The organism is Noviluteimonas lactosilytica, from assembly GCF_020866925.1.
GTDB classification, from domain to species: domain Bacteria; phylum Pseudomonadota; class Gammaproteobacteria; order Xanthomonadales; family Xanthomonadaceae; genus Noviluteimonas; species Noviluteimonas lactosilytica.
Map to the genome: position 1 here is coordinate 1,870,836 of NZ_JAJGAK010000001.1, position 20,811 is coordinate 1,891,646.

At 67.0% G+C, this 20,811-nt stretch carries 16 protein-coding genes and 1 riboswitch; of the genes, 12 read left to right on the forward strand and 4 right to left on the reverse strand.

What is annotated here, in order from left to right:
- Window positions 1–12: 12 nt before the first annotated feature.
- A complete protein-coding gene (locus LK996_RS08940; RefSeq protein WP_230526748.1) occupies window positions 13–582 on the reverse strand; it encodes a DUF2059 domain-containing protein in 570 nt (189 codons plus the stop codon).
- On the opposite strand from LK996_RS08940, the gene arfB reads away from it, so the two are divergent.
- The 5 genes from arfB to LK996_RS08965 all read left to right on the forward strand — a co-directional run bounded on the left by arfB (window position 581) and on the right by LK996_RS08965 (window position 5,654).
- Window positions 581–1,000 (forward strand): alternative ribosome rescue aminoacyl-tRNA hydrolase ArfB, encoded by a 420-nt coding sequence (gene arfB, locus LK996_RS08945; RefSeq protein ID WP_230526749.1) that lies wholly within the window; start codon window positions 581–583, stop codon window positions 998–1,000. The genes LK996_RS08940 and arfB overlap by 2 nt on opposite strands.
- Window positions 1,001–1,022: 22 nt before the next feature.
- Complete coding sequence (locus LK996_RS08950; RefSeq protein WP_230526750.1) at window positions 1,023–1,634, forward strand: lysophospholipid acyltransferase family protein; 612 nt, start codon at window positions 1,023–1,025, stop codon at window positions 1,632–1,634.
- Window positions 1,635–1,778: 144 nt separating this feature from the next.
- Window positions 1,779–2,807: an NAD-dependent epimerase/dehydratase family protein gene (locus tag LK996_RS08955; protein ID WP_230526751.1), complete on the forward strand. Its 1,029-nt coding sequence runs from the start codon at window positions 1,779–1,781 to the stop codon at window positions 2,805–2,807.
- A complete protein-coding gene (locus tag LK996_RS08960; RefSeq protein WP_230526752.1) occupies window positions 2,761–4,140 on the forward strand; it encodes a glycosyltransferase in 1,380 nt (459 codons plus the stop codon). Before LK996_RS08955 ends, LK996_RS08960 begins: the two co-directional genes overlap by 47 nt.
- On the forward strand, window positions 4,128–5,654 hold the full coding sequence (locus tag LK996_RS08965; RefSeq protein WP_230526753.1) for a hypothetical protein: 1,527 nt from the start codon (window positions 4,128–4,130) through the stop codon (window positions 5,652–5,654). Before LK996_RS08960 ends, LK996_RS08965 begins: the two co-directional genes overlap by 13 nt.
- A gap of 16 nt (window positions 5,655–5,670) precedes the next feature.
- Here LK996_RS08965 and LK996_RS08970 read toward each other — a convergent pair whose 3' ends face one another.
- Window positions 5,671–6,639 (reverse strand): LysR family transcriptional regulator, encoded by a 969-nt coding sequence (locus LK996_RS08970; protein WP_230526754.1) that lies wholly within the window; start codon window positions 6,637–6,639, stop codon window positions 5,671–5,673.
- Between the two features lie 110 nt (window positions 6,640–6,749).
- Between LK996_RS08970 and aceB the strand changes: the two genes are divergently transcribed.
- The 4 genes from aceB (at window position 6,750) to LK996_RS08990 (ending at window position 13,565) form a co-directional block, all read left to right on the forward strand.
- On the forward strand, window positions 6,750–8,384 hold the full coding sequence (aceB, locus tag LK996_RS08975) for a malate synthase A (RefSeq protein ID WP_230526755.1): 1,635 nt from the start codon (window positions 6,750–6,752) through the stop codon (window positions 8,382–8,384).
- Window positions 8,385–8,421: 37 nt separating this feature from the next.
- Window positions 8,422–9,726: an isocitrate lyase gene (gene aceA, locus LK996_RS08980; RefSeq protein ID WP_230526756.1), complete on the forward strand. Its 1,305-nt coding sequence runs from the start codon at window positions 8,422–8,424 to the stop codon at window positions 9,724–9,726.
- Window positions 9,727–9,940: 214 nt separating this feature from the next.
- Entirely contained in the window at window positions 9,941–10,900 is a 960-nt protein-coding gene (locus tag LK996_RS08985) for a GGDEF domain-containing protein (RefSeq protein WP_230526757.1), read from the forward strand.
- A gap of 31 nt (window positions 10,901–10,931) precedes the next feature.
- The gene (locus LK996_RS08990; RefSeq protein WP_230526758.1) at window positions 10,932–13,565 is read left to right on the forward strand and encodes a putative peptide modification system cyclase; all 2,634 of its coding nucleotides are present in this window, start codon (window positions 10,932–10,934) and stop codon (window positions 13,563–13,565) included.
- Window positions 13,566–13,568: 3 nt separating this feature from the next.
- Here LK996_RS08990 and LK996_RS08995 read toward each other — a convergent pair whose 3' ends face one another.
- The gene (locus LK996_RS08995) at window positions 13,569–13,868 is read right to left on the reverse strand and encodes an NHLP-related RiPP peptide (protein ID WP_230526759.1); all 300 of its coding nucleotides are present in this window, start codon (window positions 13,866–13,868) and stop codon (window positions 13,569–13,571) included.
- A gap of 95 nt (window positions 13,869–13,963) precedes the next feature.
- Here LK996_RS08995 and LK996_RS09000 point away from each other — a divergent pair, with 95 nt between their 5' ends.
- Window positions 13,964–15,124, forward strand: coding sequence for a putative peptide maturation dehydrogenase (locus LK996_RS09000; protein WP_230526760.1), 1,161 nt, complete (start codon window positions 13,964–13,966; stop codon window positions 15,122–15,124).
- On the opposite strand, the gene LK996_RS09005 is transcribed toward LK996_RS09000, so the two are convergent.
- Window positions 15,125–16,864, reverse strand: a complete 1,740-nt coding sequence (locus LK996_RS09005) for a potassium/proton antiporter (RefSeq protein WP_230526761.1) — start codon at window positions 16,862–16,864, stop codon at window positions 15,125–15,127.
- 103 nt (window positions 16,865–16,967) lie between these two features.
- Window positions 16,968–17,179: riboswitch (cobalamin riboswitch) on the forward strand.
- Window positions 17,180–17,364: 185 nt separating this feature from the next.
- Between LK996_RS09005 and LK996_RS09010 the strand changes: the two genes are divergently transcribed.
- On the forward strand, window positions 17,365–19,779 hold the full coding sequence (locus LK996_RS09010) for a ribonucleoside-diphosphate reductase subunit alpha (RefSeq protein ID WP_230526762.1): 2,415 nt from the start codon (window positions 17,365–17,367) through the stop codon (window positions 19,777–19,779).
- Window positions 19,776–20,792 carry a ribonucleotide-diphosphate reductase subunit beta gene (locus LK996_RS09015; protein ID WP_230526763.1) on the forward strand — a complete coding sequence of 339 codons (1,017 nt, stop codon included), beginning with the start codon at window positions 19,776–19,778 and terminating at the stop codon, window positions 20,790–20,792. Before LK996_RS09010 ends, LK996_RS09015 begins: the two co-directional genes overlap by 4 nt.
- Window positions 20,793–20,811: the final 19 nt, after the last annotated feature.

A 20,811-nucleotide genomic window follows, 5' to 3' on the forward strand; every position in this document is an offset into this window, starting at 1 on the left:
TCGACGCCTGAATTACTCCGCGGTACCTACGTCTGCGCCCGCTTCGGCATTGGCCGGTGCGCCGAACTCCCTGATCATGTCTTCCTGCATGCGCTGCAGCATCGGCACGGTGAGCTCCTGCACCAGGCCCATCGACTTCTGCATCAGCGCCGGCATCTTGTCGAGGTAGCGCTGCCCGGCCGGGGACGCATAGAACGCGGTGATCGCCTCGATGTCCTCGCTGCCGAGCGATTCCGCGTACAGGGCGCGGAACTTCGGCGCCAACTTTTCCCAGGACAGCGTTTCGCGGACGTGCTTGTTGGAAATCGCGAACAGACGATCCATCTTCGCGCGGTCGTCCGCGGTCAGCGTCTTGCCCTTGGTCATTTCGGCCAGCATTCCTTGATGGATGCCCTCCATCTCGCCCAGCACGCTATCCAGCATCTGTTGCTGGCGCATCACTTCGAACAGGCGGTCGATCTGCGCATCGGTCGGCTTGGCCGCGAAGGCCATCGGTGCGACGAGCGAAAGGACCACGGCGAGCAGCATCCGGCGCATGTTGCGATTCCCCTTGGCGAGGCCCGCATCGTACAGTCGCCGCATGCTGGAAATCGCGCCCAACCTCGAGATCCCCGACGACGAACTCGTCGAACGTTTCGTGCGTTCGTCGGGCCCGGGCGGGCAGAACGTCAACAAGGTCGCGACCGCGGTCGAACTGCGGTTCGACATCGCCAACTCGCCGTCGTTGCCCGAACCGCTGCGCGCGCGCCTGCTCGCGAAGCGCGATCGGCGCCTGACCGACGAGGGCGTGCTGGTGCTCAGCGCGCAGCGCTTCCGCACCCAGGACCGCAACCGCGAGGACGCGCGCGAACGCCTGGCCGCCTTCATCGTCGCCGGCCTGCACGTTCCGAAGAAGCGCATCGCGACCAAGCCGTCGAAGGGCGCCAAGCAGCGGAGACTGGACGAAAAGCGCGGGCGCAGTACGATCAAGCGCGAACGCACGCGCCGCGACTGGGACTGACGGCGCCGACGAAAGGATCCCGATGGCGCCCACCCCCGACGAGGCCGGCTACGTCCTGCCGCTCCCGCCTTCCGTGCCGCGCACGCGGCCGAACGCCTTCGCGCGCTGGTTTGGGCGCACGCTCCTGCGGCTAGGTGGCTGGCGGATGGTCGGCGCATTCCCCGACCTGCCGCGCGCGGTGTTGATCGGCGCGCCGCACTCTTCGAACTGGGACGGCGTCTGGGGGTTCGCCGCGAAGCTCGCGCTCGGGCTCGATGTGAAGATCCTGGGCAAGCACCAACTGTTCTGGTGGCCGATGGGTCCGATCCTGCGCAAGCTCGGGGTCATCGCGGTCGACCGCAGCGCGGCCCACGGCGTGGTCGAGCAGGCTGCGTCACTTATTACCCAAGCTCGGCAGTTCTGGTTCGGTCTGGCACCCGAGGGCACGCGCAAGCCGGTCGAGCGCTGGAAACCGGGCTTCTGGAAGATCGCAAAAGCCGCGAACGTGCCGGTAGTTCCCGCGTACTTCCATTATCCGGATCGCATCATCGGCATCGGCCCCGCGTTCGACCTGACCGACGACATGGCGGGCGACATCCAGCGGATCCGCGGCTGGTATCGCCCGTGGCACGGCAAGCACCACGGAACCCCTTGATTCGTAAGCGCCCCGACCGCCGGGCAGGAAAACCTTTCCGGCTGTCTGGCCGGAATGGCATGCGCCTTGCGTCACTTTAGGGACATCCATCACAGTTCCTGACGCGTCACGGCGTTGAAAGCCCTCACCAGGGGGAGGGCATCCATGCATATCCTCGTAACCGGAGGCGCCGGCTTCATCGGCTCCCATCTGGTCGACCTGCATCTGCAGCGCGGCGACCAGGTCCATGTGGTCGACGATCTCTCGACCGGTGTGCGCGCGAACCTCGCCGCGCATGAAGACGATCCCAACTTCCGTTTCGACGAAGCCGACATCCTCACGTGGGATCGGCTCGACCGCGCGGTGTGCTGGGCCGACCGCATCTATCACCTCGCCGCCGTCGTCGGCGTGTACCGCGTGCTCGCCGAGCCGACCAAGGTACTCGCGACCAACATCGCCGGTTGCGAACGTCTGCTTCGCGCCGCGCATGCGGGCAGCTGGAAGCCGCAGGTCGTCATCGCTTCGTCGTCCGAGGTCTATGGCCACAACGACGAAGACATCCTGCGCGAAGACCAGGACCTGTCGGTCAGCACGCGCGCCGGCACGCGCTGGGGTTACTCGGTGAGCAAGATCGCCGACGAAGCCCTCGGCCTGTCGTACGCGCAGCGCTTCGGCATCCCTGCGGTGATCGCACGCTTCTTCAACACCGTCGGCCCGCGCCAGGTCGGTCGCTACGGCATGGTCGTGCCGCGCTTCGTCGCGCAGGCCGTGCGCAACGAACCGATCACGGTGTTCGGCGGCGGCCTGCAGACGCGTTCGTTCTGCGATGCGCGCGACACCGTCGTCGCGCTCGACGCACTCGCACAACGCGCCGACCGCAACACGCTCATCGCGAACGTCGGCAACGACCGCGAAATCAGCATCCTCGAACTGGCGCAGCTGGTGATCGAACGCGCCGGCAGCCGCTCGCCGATCCACCACGTCCCGCTGCGCGAAGCGTACGGCGAGGACTTCGAGGACATCCGCCGTCGTCGCCCGAGCCTCGCGCGCCTGCGCTCGCTCACCGGCTTCGAACACAAGTACACGCTCGAGCGCACGATCGACGACCTGATCGCCATCGAACGCACCAAACTGGAAGAGGGCCGCGATGGCTACTGCACCCTGGTTCGTCCTCAGTCCGAACGCGCTGCTTAGCGCGATCGGGCTCATCCACGGGCCCGACAAGACTGTCCCCACGCCGGCGCTGGACTGGGAAACGGCGATCGTCGACGTCGTCATCCCGGCGTTCAAGGAAGAAGAGAACATCGTCCACTGCCTCGCGTCGATCGCGCGGCAGACGTTCAAGCCGCGCAACGTCATCCTCGTCGACGACGGCGGCAAGGACCTGACGGTGCCGCGCGCGCGCGAATACGCCGCGGCCGCGGGCCTCAACCTGACGGTGATCGAACGCGCGTCGTCGATCGGCAAGACGCCGACGATCAAGCGCCAGGCACGCGAGTTCGATTGCGACGTCGAGTTCATCCTCGACGGCGACACGTTCCTCGAATCGCCGAACTACATCGAACGCTGCGTGCAGGAGCTCTACCAGGGCGTCGGCATCGCCAGCGCCTGCGGCAACATCCTGCCGATGCGGCCGAAGGACCGTCGCGCGCTGGCCGAAACGCCGGAGTTCAAGCAGTGGCACGGCGCCGCGCAGTTCGACGATCCGCATGCCAAGCGCGGCCTGCTGCACGGCTTCTGGTGGTGGATCACCAACACCTACCGCGAATGCCTGTACCTGTTCCTGCAGCGCTTCGTCTACAAGGGCCAGATGGTGTTCTTCGGCAGCATCACGAATCCCGTGGGCTGCGCGGTCGCGTATCGCCGCAAGTACATCGTGGATCTGTTCGACAAGTACGAACCGATCTTCGGCGACGACCTGACCAACTCCGAGGACATCTTCATCGGCTTCGCGCTGAACAACGAGGGCTACCGCAACATCCAGCTGCAGGACGTGCTCGCGCGTTCGGAAGAGCCGGAAGTGCAGCGCCTGCCGCGCCAGGTGTACCTGTGGTCGTCGTCGTTCCTGCAGAGCTGCTACTACTTCGACGGCTTGATGCGCACGCCGTTCCGCACGTTCAAGCGCATGGCGAAGAAGCGCCGCGACGAACGCGCGGGCGTGGAGAACCTGCGCAACATCAAGGAACAGTATCGCCAGCCGTTCGGCGAGAAAGCCACGCAGACCTACGGCCGTCCCGTGGGCTGGGCGATGTTCCTCGGCGCGCTGGAGAAGGTCGGTTTCCCGACCGCGCTGATCATCCTCGTCGCGCTGCAGATGTGGGAGCCGCTCGCGGTGACCGTGCTCGCCGAGATGATCGTTTCGCTGAGCGTGTTGTTCGCGGTGGCGAAGGGCCAGCGATTCTCGATGCTGCTCAAGGGCCTCATCGTCATGCCGGTGCGCTACGTGTTGATGGTGGCGGACACGATCACGATGGCGCGCTTCGCCATCGACTTGTGGATTACGGGGAATCGCAAATGGCGCAAGTGACGCTCGTGCGCGCGACGCTCGCACACGCGATCGCGCTGACGCTGGGACTGGCGACGCTGCCGGCGCTCGCGCAGGACACGATCCTGCGCCAGCAGGCGCGCGAAGCCGCGTGGGCGGGACGCACCGCGCAGGCCCTGCACATGATGGATCGCCACCTGCAGGAATTCCCGCAGGATCGCGAAGCGCAGATGGACCGCGCGCGCTGGCTCGCCTGGAACGGCGACTATGCGGGCTCCATCGAAGCGCTCGATGCCCTCGGCGGCGACGATGCCGAAGCGCGCGCGCTGCGTGCACGCGTGCAGGCGTGGGCGGGTCGCCGCGATGCCGCGCTGGTGTTGAACACGCCGCTGTACGCGCCGCAGCCCGGCGACGTGCAGTCGTTCCATACGCAAGTCGCTTCGGCCTCGGGCGAGGCAGGTGCAACCGCGCCCGATGAATACGGCATCGCGTGGACGCAGGCGCTCGCCGAACGTCTCGGCGAACGCCCCGAACGCGCCCTCGAACCGCTCGCCAACGTCGCGCGCCTGCAGCCGGGCACGAAGGACACGCTCGATCTCACCGATGCGGTGCGCCTGCCGTTGTATTCGTACGTCGGCATGCCGGCGTCGACGTACACCGACTCCGACGACATCGACATCCGCGCGCGCATGCTCGAAGCGAACCTGCGCGTGTCCGACGTGATCCGCCTGCTCGCCGACGGCGGCAAGCGCACGCACGAAGCGCAACTCGGTGGTCCGTTCGCCCCGATCATGGGCGGCGATACGATCGACGAACAACGCATGGGCATCGGCGCGCGTTTCTCGCTGACGACCGACTTCGCTTTGGAAGCCTGGGGCGGACGATCCGAACTCGACTTCCAGAACGGCGCCACGGATGGCGCCACCATCGGTCGCCTGCTGTTCTCGCATCGCGCCACCGACGACGTGTCGTACACCGTGGGCTTCGAGCGCGACCGCGTCGCGTATTCGCCGCGCGCATTGTCGCTCGACGTGATGCGCAACGGCGGCTACGTCGAAGGGCGCCTCACGCCGACGCTGCGCGACACGATCGCCGTGCGCCTGGCCGCCGACAACTTCAGCGACACGAATCGACGTCGCGCGGTGTCCGCCGACTGGCGCCACGCCGTGTATCGCGGCGTCAAGACGTATATCGACGTCGGCGCGCAGGCCGAGTGGCTCGGCTACAGCGAGAAGCCCGACACCGGCTACTACAGCCCGGACAACTACCGTCGCATCGCGCCGGTGGTGTCGAGCTACATCGCGTTCACACCGGAGGTCGCGCTGTATCTGTCCGGCGCGGTCGGCGTGCAGCGCGACGAGACGTTCACCGGCTGGGAACGCGCGGCGGACTTCGGTGCGAACCTGACGTTCGGCGTGTTCACGCACTGGCAACTCGTCGCGTCCGCCGGCTACAGCGAACGCCTCAACGAGTTCGGCCAGTACGACGGTCGTTCGTACGGTCTCTCGCTGCGCTATCGCTTCTGCGAGTTCAACGCGGACCGCTGCCCCAACTGAGGCGGCGGCGGCGTCGTCAGCGTTCGGAATGCCCGGCGAATTCGTCGGGCTGGATCAGCTCGATGAACGCGCGCGCCTGCGGCGACAGGAACTTCCCCTTGCGCACCACCACGCCGTAACTGCGCGAGGGGAAATACTGCGCGAGCGAACGCGCGGCCAGGCGCGTGCGGTCGTGCTCCGTCAGGCAGATCGCGGTGACGATGCTGATCCCCAGGCCCATCGCGACGTATTGCTTGATCACTTCCCACCCGCCGACTTCGAGCGCGACGGTGTAGGGCACGCGGTTCTGCTGGAAGACGAGGTCGACGAGGCGGTACGTCGTCAGGCGTTTCGGCGGCAGGATCAGGCCGTAAGGCGAGAGATCCTCGAGCTTGAGGTTGGCCTTGTGCGCGAGCGGATGGTCGGGCGGCGTGATCAGCATCGGCTCGAAGCGATACACCGGCATGTAGCGCAGGTCGGCGGGCACATCGAGCATGGAACCGACCGCGAGGTCGACCGAATCGGTGCGCAACAGGTCCAGGCCGCTCGCGCCCGTGACGTTGTGCAGCGTCAGTCGCACGTCGGGCCGACGCACGCGGAAGGCTTCGACGATGCCGGGCAGCAGGTAGAGGATCGTCGAACTGCCCGCGGCGACGTTGAGCTCGCCGGCATCCAGCCCCTGCACCTTGTCGTGGAAGGCGGCATCGAGCCCGTCGAGGCCTTCGACCAGCGGCTTGGCCAGTTCGTAGAGCACCTGGCCTTCGCGGCTCGGGGTCAGGCGGCGGCCCACGCGATCGAACAGCTTGACACCCAACTCGCGCTCGAGGGCCTGCAACTGGAGGGTAATGGCCGGTTGCGAGACGTAGAGGGCCTCGGCCGCGCGTGAGACCGACCCCAGTCGTGCGGTCTGACAGAAGGCGCGCAGGGGCTTGAGCCGGTCCGCCTTGTAGGCGAAACGCGGCGCGTTGACCCGGTCGTTCGGCAATTCAGGCTTCGATTTCGCCATGACGCCGCCTTCATATAAGCAGAACTAATCAATAACATTGCGAAAACTGTTTGGTCAAATACAGTACTCGCTCGTACGGTCGGTCCCAGCGCACTCGCAAGGACTCGACCATGTCGGCAGTACTGCAGGACCCGCAGCCCAAGACCCCGGCGGGGGTCGTCGTCACTCGAACGCTCGCCGGACAGGAGCAGCTGCTCAGCCCCGCGGCCCTCGCGTTCCTCGCCGACCTCCACCGCCGCTTCGATCCGATCCGCCAGCAGCGCCTCCAGGCGCGCATCGAGCGCCAGGCCGACTTCGACGCCGGCGCGCTCCCCGGCTTCCGCGCCGACACCGCCGACCTGCGCAACCAGCAATGGCGCGTCGCCGAACTCCCCACCGCGCTGCTCGATCGCCGCGTCGAGATCACCGGCCCGACCGATCCGAAGATGGTCATCAACGCGCTGAACTCCGGCGCGAGTTGCTACATGGCCGACTTCGAGGATTCGACCGCGCCGACCTGGGACAACCTGCTCACCGGCCAGCGCGCGCTGGGCAAGGCGGTCGCCGGCACGCTCGACTGGATGGCGCCCGACGGCAGCAAGCACTACGTGCTCAAGCCGTTCGAACAACAAGCGGTGCTGATCGTGCGTCCGCGCGGCTGGCATCTCGACGAGAAGCACGTGCTCGTCGACGGCGCGCCGATGTCGGCCTCGCTGTTCGACCTCGGCCTCTTCGCCTTCCACAACGCGCGCGCGCTCGCGGCGAAGGACCGCGGCCCGTACTTCTACCTGCCCAAGATGCAGGCGATGGAAGAGGCGGCGCTGTGGGAAGCCGTGCTCACGCACATCGAAGCGACGCTCGGCATCACCGACGGCCAGATGAAAGTCACCGTCCTCATCGAAACGCTCCCCGCCGTGTTCGAGATGGATGAGATCCTGCACGCGCTGCGCAAGCGCATCGCCGGCCTCAACTGCGGGCGCTGGGATTACATCTTTTCGTACCTCAAGACCTTCCGCCGCCATCGCGACCGCGTGCTGCCCGAACGCGCGCAGGTCACGATGACGCAGCCGTTCCTCAAGACGTACTCGGAGCTGTTGATCCACACGTGCCACCGCCGCGGCGCACACGCGATGGGCGGCATGGCCGCGCAGATCCCGATCTCCGGCGACGAAGCCGCCAACGCGAAAGCGATGGAGCGCGTGCGCGCCGACAAACTCCGCGAAGTCCGCGCCGGCCACGACGGCACCTGGGTCGCGCATCCGGCGCTGATCCCGATGGCGCGCGAGATCTTCGACACCTGGATGCTCGGCGCGCACCAGCAATCGGTGCTGCGCAACGACGTGCACGCGAAGACCGATGCCGAACTCACCGAAGCGCTGCTCAAACCCTCGCTCGGCACCATCACGCGCGCCGGCTTCGAAAACAACGTCGAAGTCTGCGTCCGCTATCTCGCCGCGTGGCTCGACGGCAACGGGTGCGTGCCCATCCACTGGCTGATGGAAGACGCGGCCACCGCGGAGATCTCACGCACGCAGCTGTGGCAATGGCTGCACGCCGAACCCCCGCTGCACCTCGATGACGGCACCCCCGTCGATGGCGTCCTGATGGAGCGGGCTCTTATCGGCCTGCCCGGCAAGTTCGCCGACCGCATGCAACTCCCCGGCGCCGCGCGCATTCCCGAAGCGATCGAAATGCTCGTGGCACTGACCGAGAAAGACACGCTCGAAGACTTCCTCACCCTCCCGGCCTACGCACGGATCGATTGACCCGTCGCGTCAAACGAAACGCAGGAGCAACGCGAACATGAAGACCACCCTTCCGACCGCCGAACAACTCCGCCTCGACTGGACCAACAACCCGCGCTGGACCGGCGTCGAACGCCCCTACAGCGCCGACGACGTCGTGCGCCTGCGCGGCACCGTGCCGATCGAACATTCGATCGCGAAGCTCGGCGCCGAAAAGCTCTGGCGCTCCCTGCAGACCGAAGATTTCGTCAACGCGCTCGGCGCGCTCACCGGCAACCAGGCGATGCAGCAGGTCAAGGCCGGCCTGAAGGCGATCTACCTCTCCGGTTGGCAGGTGGCCGCCGATGCGAACGTCGCCGGCGAGATGTATCCCGACCAGTCGCTGTACCCGGTCAACTCCGTGCCGCAGGTCGTCAAGCGCATCAACAACACGCTGCTGCGCGCCGACCAGTTGCACCATGCCGAAGGCGACGACGCGATCGACTTCCTGCAACCGATCGTGGCCGACGCAGAGGCGGGCTTCGGCGGCGTGCTCAACGCCTTCGAGTTGATGAAGGCGATGATCGAAGCCGGCGCTGCCGGCGTGCACTTCGAAGACCAGCTCGCCTCGGTAAAGAAGTGCGGCCACATGGGCGGCAAGGTGCTCGTGCCCACGCGCGAAGCGGTCGAGAAGCTCGTCGCCGCGCGCCTGGCGAGCGACGTGATGGGCGTGCCGACGCTGATCGTCGCGCGCACCGACGCCGAGGCCGCGGACCTCGTCACCAGCGACGTCGACGACAACGACAAGCCGTACATCACCGGCGAGCGCACCGTCGAAGGCTTCTTCAAGACGCGCAAGGGCCTGGACCAGGCGGTCTCGCGCGGCCTGGCCTACGCGCCGTACGCGGACCTGGTGTGGTGCGAAACCGGCAAGCCCGACCTCAAGTTCGCCAGGGATTTCGCGGAAGCGATCCACGCGAGGTTCCCCGGCAAGATGCTCGCCTACAACTGCTCGCCCTCGTTCAACTGGAAGCAGAATCTCGACGACGCGACCATCGCGAAATTCCAGAAGGAACTCGCCAGCTACGGCTACAAGTTCCAGTTCATCACCCTCGCGGGTTTCCACGCACTCAACTATTCGATGTTCAACCTCGCGCACGGTTACGCGCGTCGCCAGATGAGCGCCTTCGTCGAGCTGCAGCAGGCCGAATTCGCCGCTGCCGACAAAGGCTTCACGGCGGTCAAACATCAACGTGAGGTCGGCACGGGTTACTTCGACGCGGTGACGCAGACGATCCAGGGCGCGCAGAGCTCGACGGTCGCGCTGAAGGGTTCGACGGAAGAAGAGCAGTTCCACCCGGTGAACCCTGCCGCGGCAGCGTGACGCGCCACACGAAACTCACTTTCGACACCCGACTTGGCGGGGTGAACCACGGTGGCGGCGGCCGGATCGGTCGCCGCAATCCGTAGCCCCAAGAATGAGCCAATTCCGATGGTATCCTCGGCCGCCGGTCACGTCGGGGGATCGAAAAGTGAATCGCGACCGCGCGCCTGATCGGCGCCGAGCCGACATTGATGTTCTCGAACCCGCCGCGTCGTTGACCGCGGAGGAGTACGCGCTGTTCGAACAAATCGGACAGCCGCGTCGCGTCGAGCCCGGGGAAAAGCTGTTCCGCCGCGGCGACCTCGGCACGACGATGTACGTGATCGCGCAGGGTTCGGTCGACCTCGACTTCGGTGACGACCTCGTCGCCAAGCGTCTCGGTCCGCGCGAGTTCTTCGGCGAGCTCGGCCTGCTGATCGGCGACCATGCGCGCAGCGCCGACGCCACCGTCTCCAGCCCCGGCCTGCTGGTCGAACTGCGCCAGCAGGAATTCGAAACCCTGGTCGAACGCGACCCGCGCCTGCTCGCCCACTTCCTGCGCCGCGCGATCATGCGCGTGGTGCTGAACGAACAGAGCCTCATCGGCCGCCTGCGCCGCCGCAACCTCGACCTGCAGACCGCACTCGACACGTTGCGCGCGACCACGCACCGCCTGACCCAGACCGAAGAGCTCACCCGCACCGACGAACTCACGGGCCTGGCCAACCGTCGCGGCTTCCACCTGCACCTGCAGCAACGCCGGCGCACCGATGCGATGCCCGGCCGCGGCCTGTTGCTGATCGACTGCGACCGCTTCAAGAACATCAACGACGACCACGGCCACCTCGTCGGCGATCGCGTGCTGCAGGGCGTCGCCAACATCCTGCGCAGCGCCGCCGGCCCCGAGGACATCGCCTGCCGCCTCGGCGGCGACGAGTTCTGCCTGATGATCAAGGCCGAATCGCGCGAGGACGTCATGCGCGTGGCCGAGTTCATCACCCACACCGCGCACGCGCTGCATGACCTGCAGTCGTCGCCGCCGCAGATCGCCACGCTCAGCGTCGGCGCCTGCCTTGTTTCCCCCGAGAGCGAATGGGACGACTGGTACGCGCTTGCCGACGCCGCGCTCTATCGCGCGAAACGACTGGGCGGCAACCGCGTCGAATGGCAGGATGACGCCCTCGCACCCGCCTGATGGGCGCGCGGGTGATGCAAGGGATCGCTGAATGAATGACTTCGCGCAAGCCGGGTTCGATCCGGCCGCCAGCCCGCAGGTGCGCACGCTCCTGCTCACCGACTTGTGCGACTCGACGTTGCTGGTGGAGCGCCTCGGCGACGGGCCGGCGGCGGAGTTGTTCCGCGCGCACGATCGCCTCGTGCTCGAATTGCAGCAACGCTGGCGCGGTCGATTGATCGATCGCAGCGACGGCCTGCTGCTCCTGTTCGAACGCCCCATCGACGGTCTCGGCTTCGCGCTCGACTACTCGCGCGGCCTGCGCGAACTCGCCGACCGCCCCGAAGTGCGCGACCGCAAACTCGCGTTGCTCGCACGCGCGGGCCTGCACGTCGGCGAAGTGCTGACGTGGCAGAACAGCGAAGCCGCGGTCCAGGCCGGCGCGAAGCCGCTCGAAGTCGAGGGCCTCGCCAAACCGCTCGCGGGCCGCCTGATGACGCTCGCGCGCCCCGGCCAGATCCTGTTGTCGGCCACCGCTGAACCGCTCGCCCGCCGCGCCTCGCGCGAACTCGGCGACCGCGCGCAGAACCTGATCTGGAAATCGCACGGGCGCTGGCGTTTCAAGGGCGTGCCCGACGGGCAGGAAATCTTCGAAGTCGGCGAACCCGGTTTCGCCCCGCTGCGCGCACCGCGCGGCAACGGCGGCAAGGCGTGGCGCGACATCCCGGTGTGGCGCCGCCCGACCGCGCTCGCCGCCGAACTCTTCCTCGTCGCCGGCCTCGCCACCGGCGCATGGTTCCTCACGCGCCCGACGCCCGCGATCGCGTTCAACGAACGCGACTGGGTCGTCGTCGGCGACCTGCGCAACCTCACCGGCGACGCGGTGCTCGACGAATCGCTGGAGCAGGCGTTCCGCATCAGCCTGGAGCAGTCGCGTTACGTCAACGTGCTGAGCGATCTGAAGGTGCGCAATACGCTGGAGTTGATGAAGCGGAAGCCGAACACGACGCTCGATCGCACGACGGCAAGCGAGATCGCGATCCGCGACGGCGCTCGCGCGGTGATCCTGCCGACGGTGGCGGAAGTCGGCGGTCGCGTGCGCGTGAGCGCGGAGGTGATCGATCCGCACACGCAGACCACGGTGTACGCGGAAAGCGCGGACGGTGTCGGTGCGGAATCGACGCTCGTCTCCATCGATGAAGTGACGGGCGAGTTGCGCGAGAAACTCGGCGAAGCCATCGCCAGCATCGAACGCGATTCGACGCCCTTGCCCCAGGTCAGTACGGACAATCTCGATGCGTTGCGCGCCTACGCGCTCGGCGAGAAGAAGCGCTACGAAGGCGACATGCAGTCGGCTGTCGGCTACTACAAGCAAGCCTTCGAGCTCGACCCGAACTTCGCACTCGCACAGGCGGCGATCGGCCGGATCTATATCGGCCAGCGCAAGATGAGCGAAGGCAAGGCTGCCATGCAGCGCGCCCTGGCGATGCGCGAACACCTGACGCCGCGCGAAACATTGACCCTCGAAGCAAGCCTCGCGCGCTTCGGTCCGGTCACGCCGCTGCTCAACCAGTGGCAGCGCCTGATCGAGATGTACCCGGACCAGCTTGCCGCGCGCTTCGGCTACGCGCAGGACACGTGGATGATGACGAACCGCTACGGCGACGTCGTCTCGCACGCACAGGCCTCGGCCGTGCCGCAGAGCCCTTACTTCGCGATGGGCAACTACCTCGAAGGGATCCTCGAGCTCGGCGACGAAGACTACGAGCGCGCGATCGCCGCGTTCAAGATGGCGCGTCGCAAGGGCTATCTGGGCGCGGGCGGGAGCTATGCCTACGTGTTCGAAGCGCAGCGCCAGTACGACCAGGCCGACAAGACGTACGCCGCGCACGGCGGCAGCAATCTCGCCGAAGCCCTGGAGGACATCATCTTCGCCTTCACGATGGCGGTCGACCGCGGCGAGTTCACGCGCGCGCGCGCGCTTTACGAAAAGGGCCTCCCGCTGGCGTCGAAGGAAGATCCCCTGGTCGTTGCCGCGCCGTGGCGCTTCTACGGCCTGGGCCTGGACCTGGTGCAGGGCACGCTGACCGACGAAGCGCTCCAGCGCGAATTCGACTGGGTCGATGCGCATGCGAAGGAGCTCGACGCGCTCTATCGCGGCAGCGCGGATTTCCGCACGGCACTGGGTTACCTCGCCGCGCGCGCGAACAAGCCCGCGCTGCTGCAGAAGGCCATCGACGGCATTGGCGATCCGGCGCAGTTCAAGGAGGATCCGCTGCGGGTGCAGGCATACGAAGTGCTGCTCGCCGAACGCGACCGCCTCGCGGGTCGCGAAGTCGCTGCCATCGATCGCCTCGCACCGATCGCACGCAAGCCCGAGGCGCTCGCGATGGTGCATTCGGCTTACGCGCGCGCACTCGCCGATGCGGGTCGCTACCAGGCGGCGCGCGACCATGCGCGGTGGCTGGCCACCCACCGTGGCCGCGTGTTCGTCGAGCGTGGCGTGAGCAGCCTGCTCGACCCCGTCAACATCGCCGACACGACGTTCGCCGAACTCGACACGGCGGAGTGGTCCGCGAAGATCGACGACGACAAGGCCGCGAAGGCGGCAGCCGATCGTTTCAGGAAAGCGTGGCAGGCCAAGGACCTGCCACGCGCAACGCGCGTGCGAATCGACGCGCTGTAAGGCTTACCGCGTCGCCTTGAGCGCGGCGGGGCAATCGAAGTGGAACACCGCCACGAGCGACGACTCGAGCTTGGCGCGGTCGGCTTCGATGCTCTCGGCGGTGGCCAGGCTTTCGCCGGACTGGAGTTGCAGGCACTGGCCCGCCAGCGCTTCGCCTTCGACCGGCGTGTAGCCGATGGATTCCAGCGCACCCGCGGCGTCGCTTTCGAACTTCGCGCGGAATGCATCGTCCTTGGTCAGCCCGTCGAGCAGACGCTTGACCGTCTTCTGGTCCATCTTCGGACCCTTCTTCCCGTTTGCCATTTGCTTCCCCTAGGTTGTGATGTATTGCCCAAACCCCCGGCGGGCGACGCTAACCTGTGTCGCGACGGGGCACAAGTTGGACAAACGGGGAAACCATGAAAATCCGGCGATGCGCGGTGCTTTGGCTCGAGCCCAGGGAGGTCGCGCACTTCGAACTCGATGCGTTGCTCGCGGGCGGAACCGGTGTCGTGAGCGCGATCCAGTGGTTTGCGCACGCGCCGCAGCTGGCCGCGCCGCTGGAGATCGAAGCGCCGATCGCGGAAGCATTGGGAACGCTGGGACCCAGCGAATGGGTCGAAGCCGCGTCGTGGCGCGTCGACGGCGATGCGTTCGCCGAACTGTTGGCGCACGGGATCGTTGTCTCCGACGACGCGGGGCATTCGGACCAGCGCGAGGTCGACGATCGATACCGCGAGCAACGCTGGCACGGGCTCGCATCGGTGTGGCACGCCGCATCGCGGTGGTCGGGGCTCGACGCAGCCGGCGAAGTGGCAGAGGCCGGCGTGAACACATCGGCGGGCCTGCGGGACGCGCACGGTGTTCCGCCTCCGGCCCTGCACGAACGCGGCGATGCCACGCAACGCATCGCGCTCGCGCGCGTGTCGCGCACGCCGCTCGACGACCTCTTCGATGCACGCACGACTTGCCGGAACTTCGACACGGGCAGCCTGGTGCCGCAAGCGCAGTTCGCGCAGCTGCTCGAACGCGTCTTCGGTGCACGCGGCGGCGTGGAGGCGGCCGACGACTTCGAGGTGTTGAAGAAAACGAGCCCGTCCGGCGGCGCGCTGCATCCGACCGAGGCGTACCTGATTGTGCAGCGCGTAGAAGGGATCGCACCGGGGCTCTATCACTACCGCGCCGGCGACCACGCGTTGCAACCGCTCGCGCCGGTGGACGACCTCGCGCGCTTCGCGTGGGTCGCCGTCGCGGGCCAGCGCTGGTTCGCCGATGCGCACGTGCTCGTGGTGCTTGCGCCGCGCTTCCATCGCAACTTCTGGAAGTACCGCAATCACGCGAAGGCGTATCGCGTGACCATCCTCGATGTCGGGCACCTGTCGCAGACGCTCCTCCTCAGCGCGACGGAACTGGGCCTCGGCGCATTCGTCACGGCGGCGATCAACGAAGCAGACATCGAGGAAGCATTCGGCCTGACGAGTTTCGTCGACGGGCCGCTCGCGGTGTGCGGCTTCGGCATTCGTGCCGACACGATGGTTACGTCGGAGTTCGATCCGAACGGCAACGTCTGGCCGCGCTGATCACCGCCCGCCGATCAACCGCTCACCCACACCGGTGAACTTCAACCCGACCTGCGCCACGCGATCGTCCTTCAACGACCGCACGACCATCACCGCCTTCCCCAGCGCAAGCCGATCGCCGATCTGCGGTTGTTCGTCGAAGCGTTCGTCGAACAACTGCGCCGCGGTCGCGTGCGCGAATCGATCCGGGATCTGCAGCCCGTAGAACGACGCGAGCTCGCCCAGCGGCACATCGCCGGGCAACGTGAAGCTGCCGAACAGATCCTGCTCGGCGAGGCGAGCGTCGGTGCCTTCGGCGAATAACCAGTCCAGGCGCGGCGCCTGGCCCGTCGGTGCGAGCACGTACGCGTAATCGTTCGCCTGCAATGCGCCCGCGTCGTCGGGCAGCAGCACGCGGCCTTCGCGCACGACCATCGCCAGGCGCACGCGGCCGGGCAGGGCGTCGCCGCGCAATGCCGCGCTGCCGGGTGCGATGCGGTAACCGACCATGTCGTATTCGAGCTGGCCGGGGAGGTCGAGCTGGATGCGGCGCGTGTTCGGATCCGCACGCGGCACCGCGACTTCGAACCAGTACGCCGCGCGCCGCAGCGACCACCCCTGCACGACGAGCGAGGCGAACACCACGACGAAGGCGACGTTGAAGTAGAGCGTCGCGTTCGGCAGCCCCGCGAGCAACGGGATCGACGCGAGGAAGATGCCGACCGCGCCGCGCAACCCCGTCCACGCGATGAAGGCGACTTCTTCGCGCCGATAGCCGAACGGCGACAGGCACGCGAACACCGCCGCGGGCCGCGCGACGAACATCAGGAACGCGGCGACGCCGAGCGACGGCCACAACACGTCGAGCAGTTTCTCCGGCGCAGCGAGCAGGCCGAGCAGCAGGAACATCACCAGCTGCGCGAACCACGTCGCCGCATCCTGCACCGCGAGCACTTCGTTGCGCGCGCGCATGGGCCGGTTCGCGACGACGATGCCCGCGAGATACACCGCGAGGTAACCGCTGCCGAGCACGAGATTGGTGATCGCGAACAACGCGACCGCACCCGCGAGCGCGAGCCACGGATGCAGACCCGGCGGCAGGTCGAACGTGTTGAGCGTCCACACCATCAGGCGCCCGCCGAGATAGCCGGCGATGAGGCCCGCGCCCACGGCCCACGCGAGTTGCAACGCAAGCAGCCACGGCTCCGTCGTCTCCGATCCCGCGATCCACGCGGTGAGCGCGAGCGTGAGGAAGATCGCCATCGGATCGTTGCTGCCCGATTCGATTTCGAGCGTCGCGTTGGTGCGGCGTTCGAGATGCAGGCCGCCCGCGCGCAACAGGAAGAACACCGCGGCCGCATCGGTCGACGACACGACGACGCCGAGCAGCGTCGCTTCGAGCCACGGCAGGTTGAGCAGGTGCACCGCGGCGGTGGCGGTAAGCCCGGCGGTGATCACCACGCCGATGCTCGCGAGCACGATCGACGGCACGACGCTGCCGCGCACCTGCTGCTGCCGCGTGCGCAAACCACCGTCGAACAGGATCACCGCGAGCGCGAGCGAGCCGACGAGATACGTGAAGCGCAGGTCGCCCGATTCCATGAAGCCCAGGCCATCGCGACCGAGCACGAGGCCGAGCAACAGGAACACGAGCAGCAACGGGGCGCCGAAGCGACGCGCGAGCAGGGACGAGGCGATGCCCGCCAGGATCAGGAGCGCGCCGAAGAGCAGGCGCAGGTCGATGGCGTGCAGGTGCTCCAAGCGGACTCCGTGTCGGCTTCGCACCCGAGTGTAACGGGCGCCCGTGCGTCGATGCACGGATCGGCGTGAGCCCAATATCGTCGATTGACTTGTCGGCCAACCGCGATATCTTGTGGTCGTCGGTTCCGCGGTCCCAAGGCCTCGGATGAAAAGGGAAGCCGGTCTGATGCCGGCGCTGCCCCGCAGCGGTAGGTGGAAACGAAGTCGCGATGCGCACTGGGGCGGTGATCCCGGGAAGCGGCGACGAGTAGGTGGCGAAGCGCGAGCCTCGCCGTGTCCACGAGCCCGAAGACCTGCCGACAACCGCGCGCATGCACGCCGCGCGGTGCCGGCCGCGGAGTCTCCGAGGGGGAGATGGCTGGTGACGCATCGTTCGACGCCCGCCTTCGCGTGGGTGCGTCGCGAACGATGCGACGCCGCCTCTGATCATTCGGGATTCCGAGCCACCGTCGTTCGCCGAGGGAGCGAACGACCACGGTGCGCCATTGCAGGGAGCCACCATGAATATCGATCCGCCCGATGCCGCTGTCGCGGAGGCTGTCGCGTCGCCGACGCCCGCGTTCGACCTCACGCCGCCGCCCACCGCGACCACCATGCGCGTGACCAAGCGCAACGGCCGCAGCGAAGCGGTCGACCTCAACAAGATCGTGCGGGCGGTGACGCGCGCGGCCGAAGGGCTGCATGCGGTCGAGCCGATGCGGGTCGCCACGCGCACGATCAGTGGGCTTTACGACGGGGCGACGACGCGCGAGCTCGACGAGTTGTCGATTCGCACCGCGGCGTTGCTCACGGGTGAAGAGCCCGAGTACGGGCGGGTGGCGGCGCGACTGCTCGCTTCCGTGATCGCGAAGGAAGTCGCGGGGCAGGAGATCCACGCGTTCTCGCAGTCGATCGCGCGCGGACACGAGGTCGGCCTGATCAACGACCGCCTGCTCGGCTTCGTGCAGGCCAACGCGCGAAAGCTCAACGACGCGATCGATCCGTCACTCGACCTCGGCTTCGACTACTTCGGCCTGCGCACGCTGTACGACCGTTACCTGCTGCGGCATCCGCGCACGCGCCTGGCGCTCGAAACGCCGCAACAGTTCTTCCTGCGCATCGCCTGCGCGCTCGGCGAAGACGTGCCCGGCGCGCTCGCGCTGTATCGCACGATGGCGAACCTCGATTACCTGCCATCGTCGCCGACGCTGTTCAACAGCGGCACCAACCATGAGCAGCTGTCCTCGTGCTTCCTGCTCGACTCGCCGCAGGACACGCTCGAATCGATCTACGCGCGCTACGGCGACATCGCGCAGTTGTCGAAATTCAGCGGCGGCATCGGCGTGAGCTACACGCGCGTGCGTTCGCGCGGGTCGCTGATCAAGTCGACGAACGGGCACTCGAACGGCATCGTGCCGTGGCTGAAGACGCTGGATGCGTCGGTCGCGGCGGTGAATCAGGGCGGCAAGCGCAAGGGTGCTGCGTGCGTGTACCTGGAGCCGTGGCACGCGGACGTCGAGGAATTCCTCGAGCTGCGCGACAACACCGGCGACGAAGCGCGTCGCACGCACAACCTCAATCTGGCGAACTGGGTGCCGGATCTGTTCATGCGCCGAGTGGAAGCGGACGCGGCGTGGTCGCTGTTCGATCCGCGCGTGGTGCCGGAGTTCGTCGATCTGTTCGGCGAGGCGTTCGATCGCGCGTACGAGCAGGCCGAGGCGCAGGGCAAGGCGTCGCGCACCGTGCGCGCGCGCGAGTTGTACGCGCGGATGATGCGTACGCTCGCGCAGACCGGCAACGGGTGGATGACGTTCAAGGACAAGTGCAATCGCGCGAGTAACCAGACGCTGCGCGCGCAGAACGTCATCCATCTGTCGAATCTGTGCACGGAGATTCTGGAGGTCACGTCGTCCGACGAGACGGCGGTGTGCAATCTCGGGTCGATCAATCTTGCGCGGCACGTCGATGTTGATGGGTTCTTCGACTTCGACAAGCTCGCGGAGACCGTGCGGCTTGCGGTGCGCCAGCTGGATCGCGTCATCGACCTCAACTTCTATCCGATCGAGACGGCGCGGCGCGGCAACTTGCGCTGGCGTCCGGTGGGGCTGGGTTGCATGGGGTTGCAGGACGTCTTCTTCCGCCTGCGCTTGCCGTTCGATAGCGAGGCGGCGCGCGCGCTGTCGACGCAGATCGCGGAGACGATTTACTTCCATGCGCTGTCGGAGTCGTGCGAACTGGCGATGGAGCGCGGCGCACATCCGTCGTTCCCTGATACGCGCGCGTCGACGGGCGAGTTGCAGTTCGACGCATGGGGCGTCGTGCCGAGCGACGCGAACAAGTGGGACGCGCTGCGCGAACGCATCCGCGAACACGGTCTGCGCAACTCGCTGCTGATCGCAATCGCACCGACGGCGACCATCGCCTCGATCGCGGGCTGCTACGAATGCGTCGAGCCCCAGGTCAGCAACCTGTTCAAGCGCGAAACGTTGTCGGGCGACTTCCTGCAGGTGAACCGCTACCTCGTCGAAGAGTTGAAGTCGCTCGGCCTGTGGACCGCGGAGATGCGCGACACCATCAAACTCGCCGAGGGTTCGATCCAGGGCGTACCCGCGATCCCCGAAGCCCTTCGCACGATCTACCGCACCGCGTGGGAACTGCCGATGCGCGCGCTGATCGACATGGCCGCCGCGCGCGGCGCGTACATCGATCAGTCGGCGTCCCTGAATCTCTTCATGGAGAGCCCGAACATCGGCGCGCTGTCGTCCATGTACATGTACGCGTGGAAGCAGGGCATCAAGACGACGTACTACCTGCGCTCGCGACCGGCGACGAAGATCGCGAAGACGACGGTGGCCGCGCCGGTCGAGGCCATCGCGCCCATCGACGCCATCGCGTGCTCCCTCGAAAACCCCGAAGCCTGCGAGGCCTGCCAATGAGCGCCGCCACTCAACTGCTGCTCGATCCCGGCTTCGAGCTGACGCTGCGCCCGATGCGCTACCCGAAGTTCTACGAGATGTACCGCAACGCGGTGCGCAACACGTGGACGGTGGAGGAGGTCGACTTCGCGCTCGACGTGAACGACCTCAAGCACAAGTTCGGGCCGGCGGAGCGGCACCTGATCGAGCGGCTCGTGGCGTTCTTCGCCACCGGCGATTCGATCGTGTCGAACAACCTCGTGCTCAACCTCTACCAGCACGTCAACGCGCCGGAAGCGCGCATGTTCCTCTCGCGCCAGTTGTACGAGGAAGCGCTGCACGTGCAGTTCTACCTCACGCTGCTCGATACGTACCTGCCGGATCCGGCGGAGCGTGCGCGTGCGTTCGCTGCGGTCGACAACATTCCGTCGATCCAGCGCAAGGCGGCGTTCTGCTTCAAGTGGATGGACGGGATCCGCGACCTGCAGAAGCTGGAGACGCGCGCGCAGCGACGGCAGTTCCTGCTCAACCTCGTGTGCTTCGCCGCGTGCATCGAGGGGTTGTTCTTCTTCGGCGCGTTCGCCTACGTGTACTACCTGCGCTCACGCGGGTTGCTGCATGGCCTGGCGAGCGGCACCAACTGGGTGTTCCGCGACGAGAGCGGACACATGGCGTTCGCGTTCGAGGTGTTCCGCACCGCGCGCGAGGAGGAACCGGGCCTGATCGACGACGACTTCCGCGCGCAGGTCGTGGAGATGATGGAAGAGGCCGTGGAGTGCGAAGTCGCGTTCGCCGAAGACACGCTGTCCGGCGGCGTCGCGGGGCTGTCGATCCGCGACATGCGCCAGTACCTGCAGTACTGCGCGGACCAGCGGATGGCGCAGCTCGGGTTCGCGACGCACTTCGGTGCGCGCAACCCGTTCCCCTTCATGGACCTGCAGGACGTGCAGGAACTGACGAACTTCTTCGAACGCCGCGTGTCGGCGTACCAGGTCGGCGTGCAAGGCGAAGTCGCGTTCGACCATTCCTTCTAGCAAAAAGGGGGTCAGAGCA

What these genes read in the sequence shown, in the direction of transcription:
- LK996_RS08965 (WP_230526753.1), top strand. Translation starts at nt 4,128, where the DNA reads ATGGCGCAAGTGACGCTCGTGCGCGCGACGCTCGCACACGCGATCGCG.
- LK996_RS08940 (WP_230526748.1), bottom strand. Translation starts at nt 582, where the DNA reads ATGCGGCGACTGTACGATGCGGGCCTCGCCAAGGGGAATCGCAACATG.
- aceB (WP_230526755.1), top strand. Translation starts at nt 6,750, where the DNA reads ATGTCGGCAGTACTGCAGGACCCGCAGCCCAAGACCCCGGCGGGGGTC.
- LK996_RS08955 (WP_230526751.1), top strand. Translation starts at nt 1,779, where the DNA reads ATGCATATCCTCGTAACCGGAGGCGCCGGCTTCATCGGCTCCCATCTG.
- LK996_RS08995 (WP_230526759.1), bottom strand. Translation starts at nt 13,868, where the DNA reads ATGGCAAACGGGAAGAAGGGTCCGAAGATGGACCAGAAGACGGTCAAG.
- LK996_RS08960 (WP_230526752.1), top strand. Translation starts at nt 2,761, where the DNA reads ATGGCTACTGCACCCTGGTTCGTCCTCAGTCCGAACGCGCTGCTTAGC.
- LK996_RS08950 (WP_230526750.1), top strand. Translation starts at nt 1,023, where the DNA reads ATGGCGCCCACCCCCGACGAGGCCGGCTACGTCCTGCCGCTCCCGCCT.
- LK996_RS09010 (WP_230526762.1), top strand. Translation starts at nt 17,365, where the DNA reads ATGAATATCGATCCGCCCGATGCCGCTGTCGCGGAGGCTGTCGCGTCG.
- LK996_RS08990 (WP_230526758.1), top strand. Translation starts at nt 10,932, where the DNA reads ATGAATGACTTCGCGCAAGCCGGGTTCGATCCGGCCGCCAGCCCGCAG.
- aceA (WP_230526756.1), top strand. Translation starts at nt 8,422, where the DNA reads ATGAAGACCACCCTTCCGACCGCCGAACAACTCCGCCTCGACTGGACC.
- LK996_RS08970 (WP_230526754.1), bottom strand. Translation starts at nt 6,639, where the DNA reads ATGGCGAAATCGAAGCCTGAATTGCCGAACGACCGGGTCAACGCGCCG.
- LK996_RS09015 (WP_230526763.1), top strand. Translation starts at nt 19,776, where the DNA reads ATGAGCGCCGCCACTCAACTGCTGCTCGATCCCGGCTTCGAGCTGACG.
- LK996_RS09000 (WP_230526760.1), top strand. Translation starts at nt 13,964, where the DNA reads ATGAAAATCCGGCGATGCGCGGTGCTTTGGCTCGAGCCCAGGGAGGTC.
- arfB (WP_230526749.1), top strand. Translation starts at nt 581, where the DNA reads ATGCTGGAAATCGCGCCCAACCTCGAGATCCCCGACGACGAACTCGTC.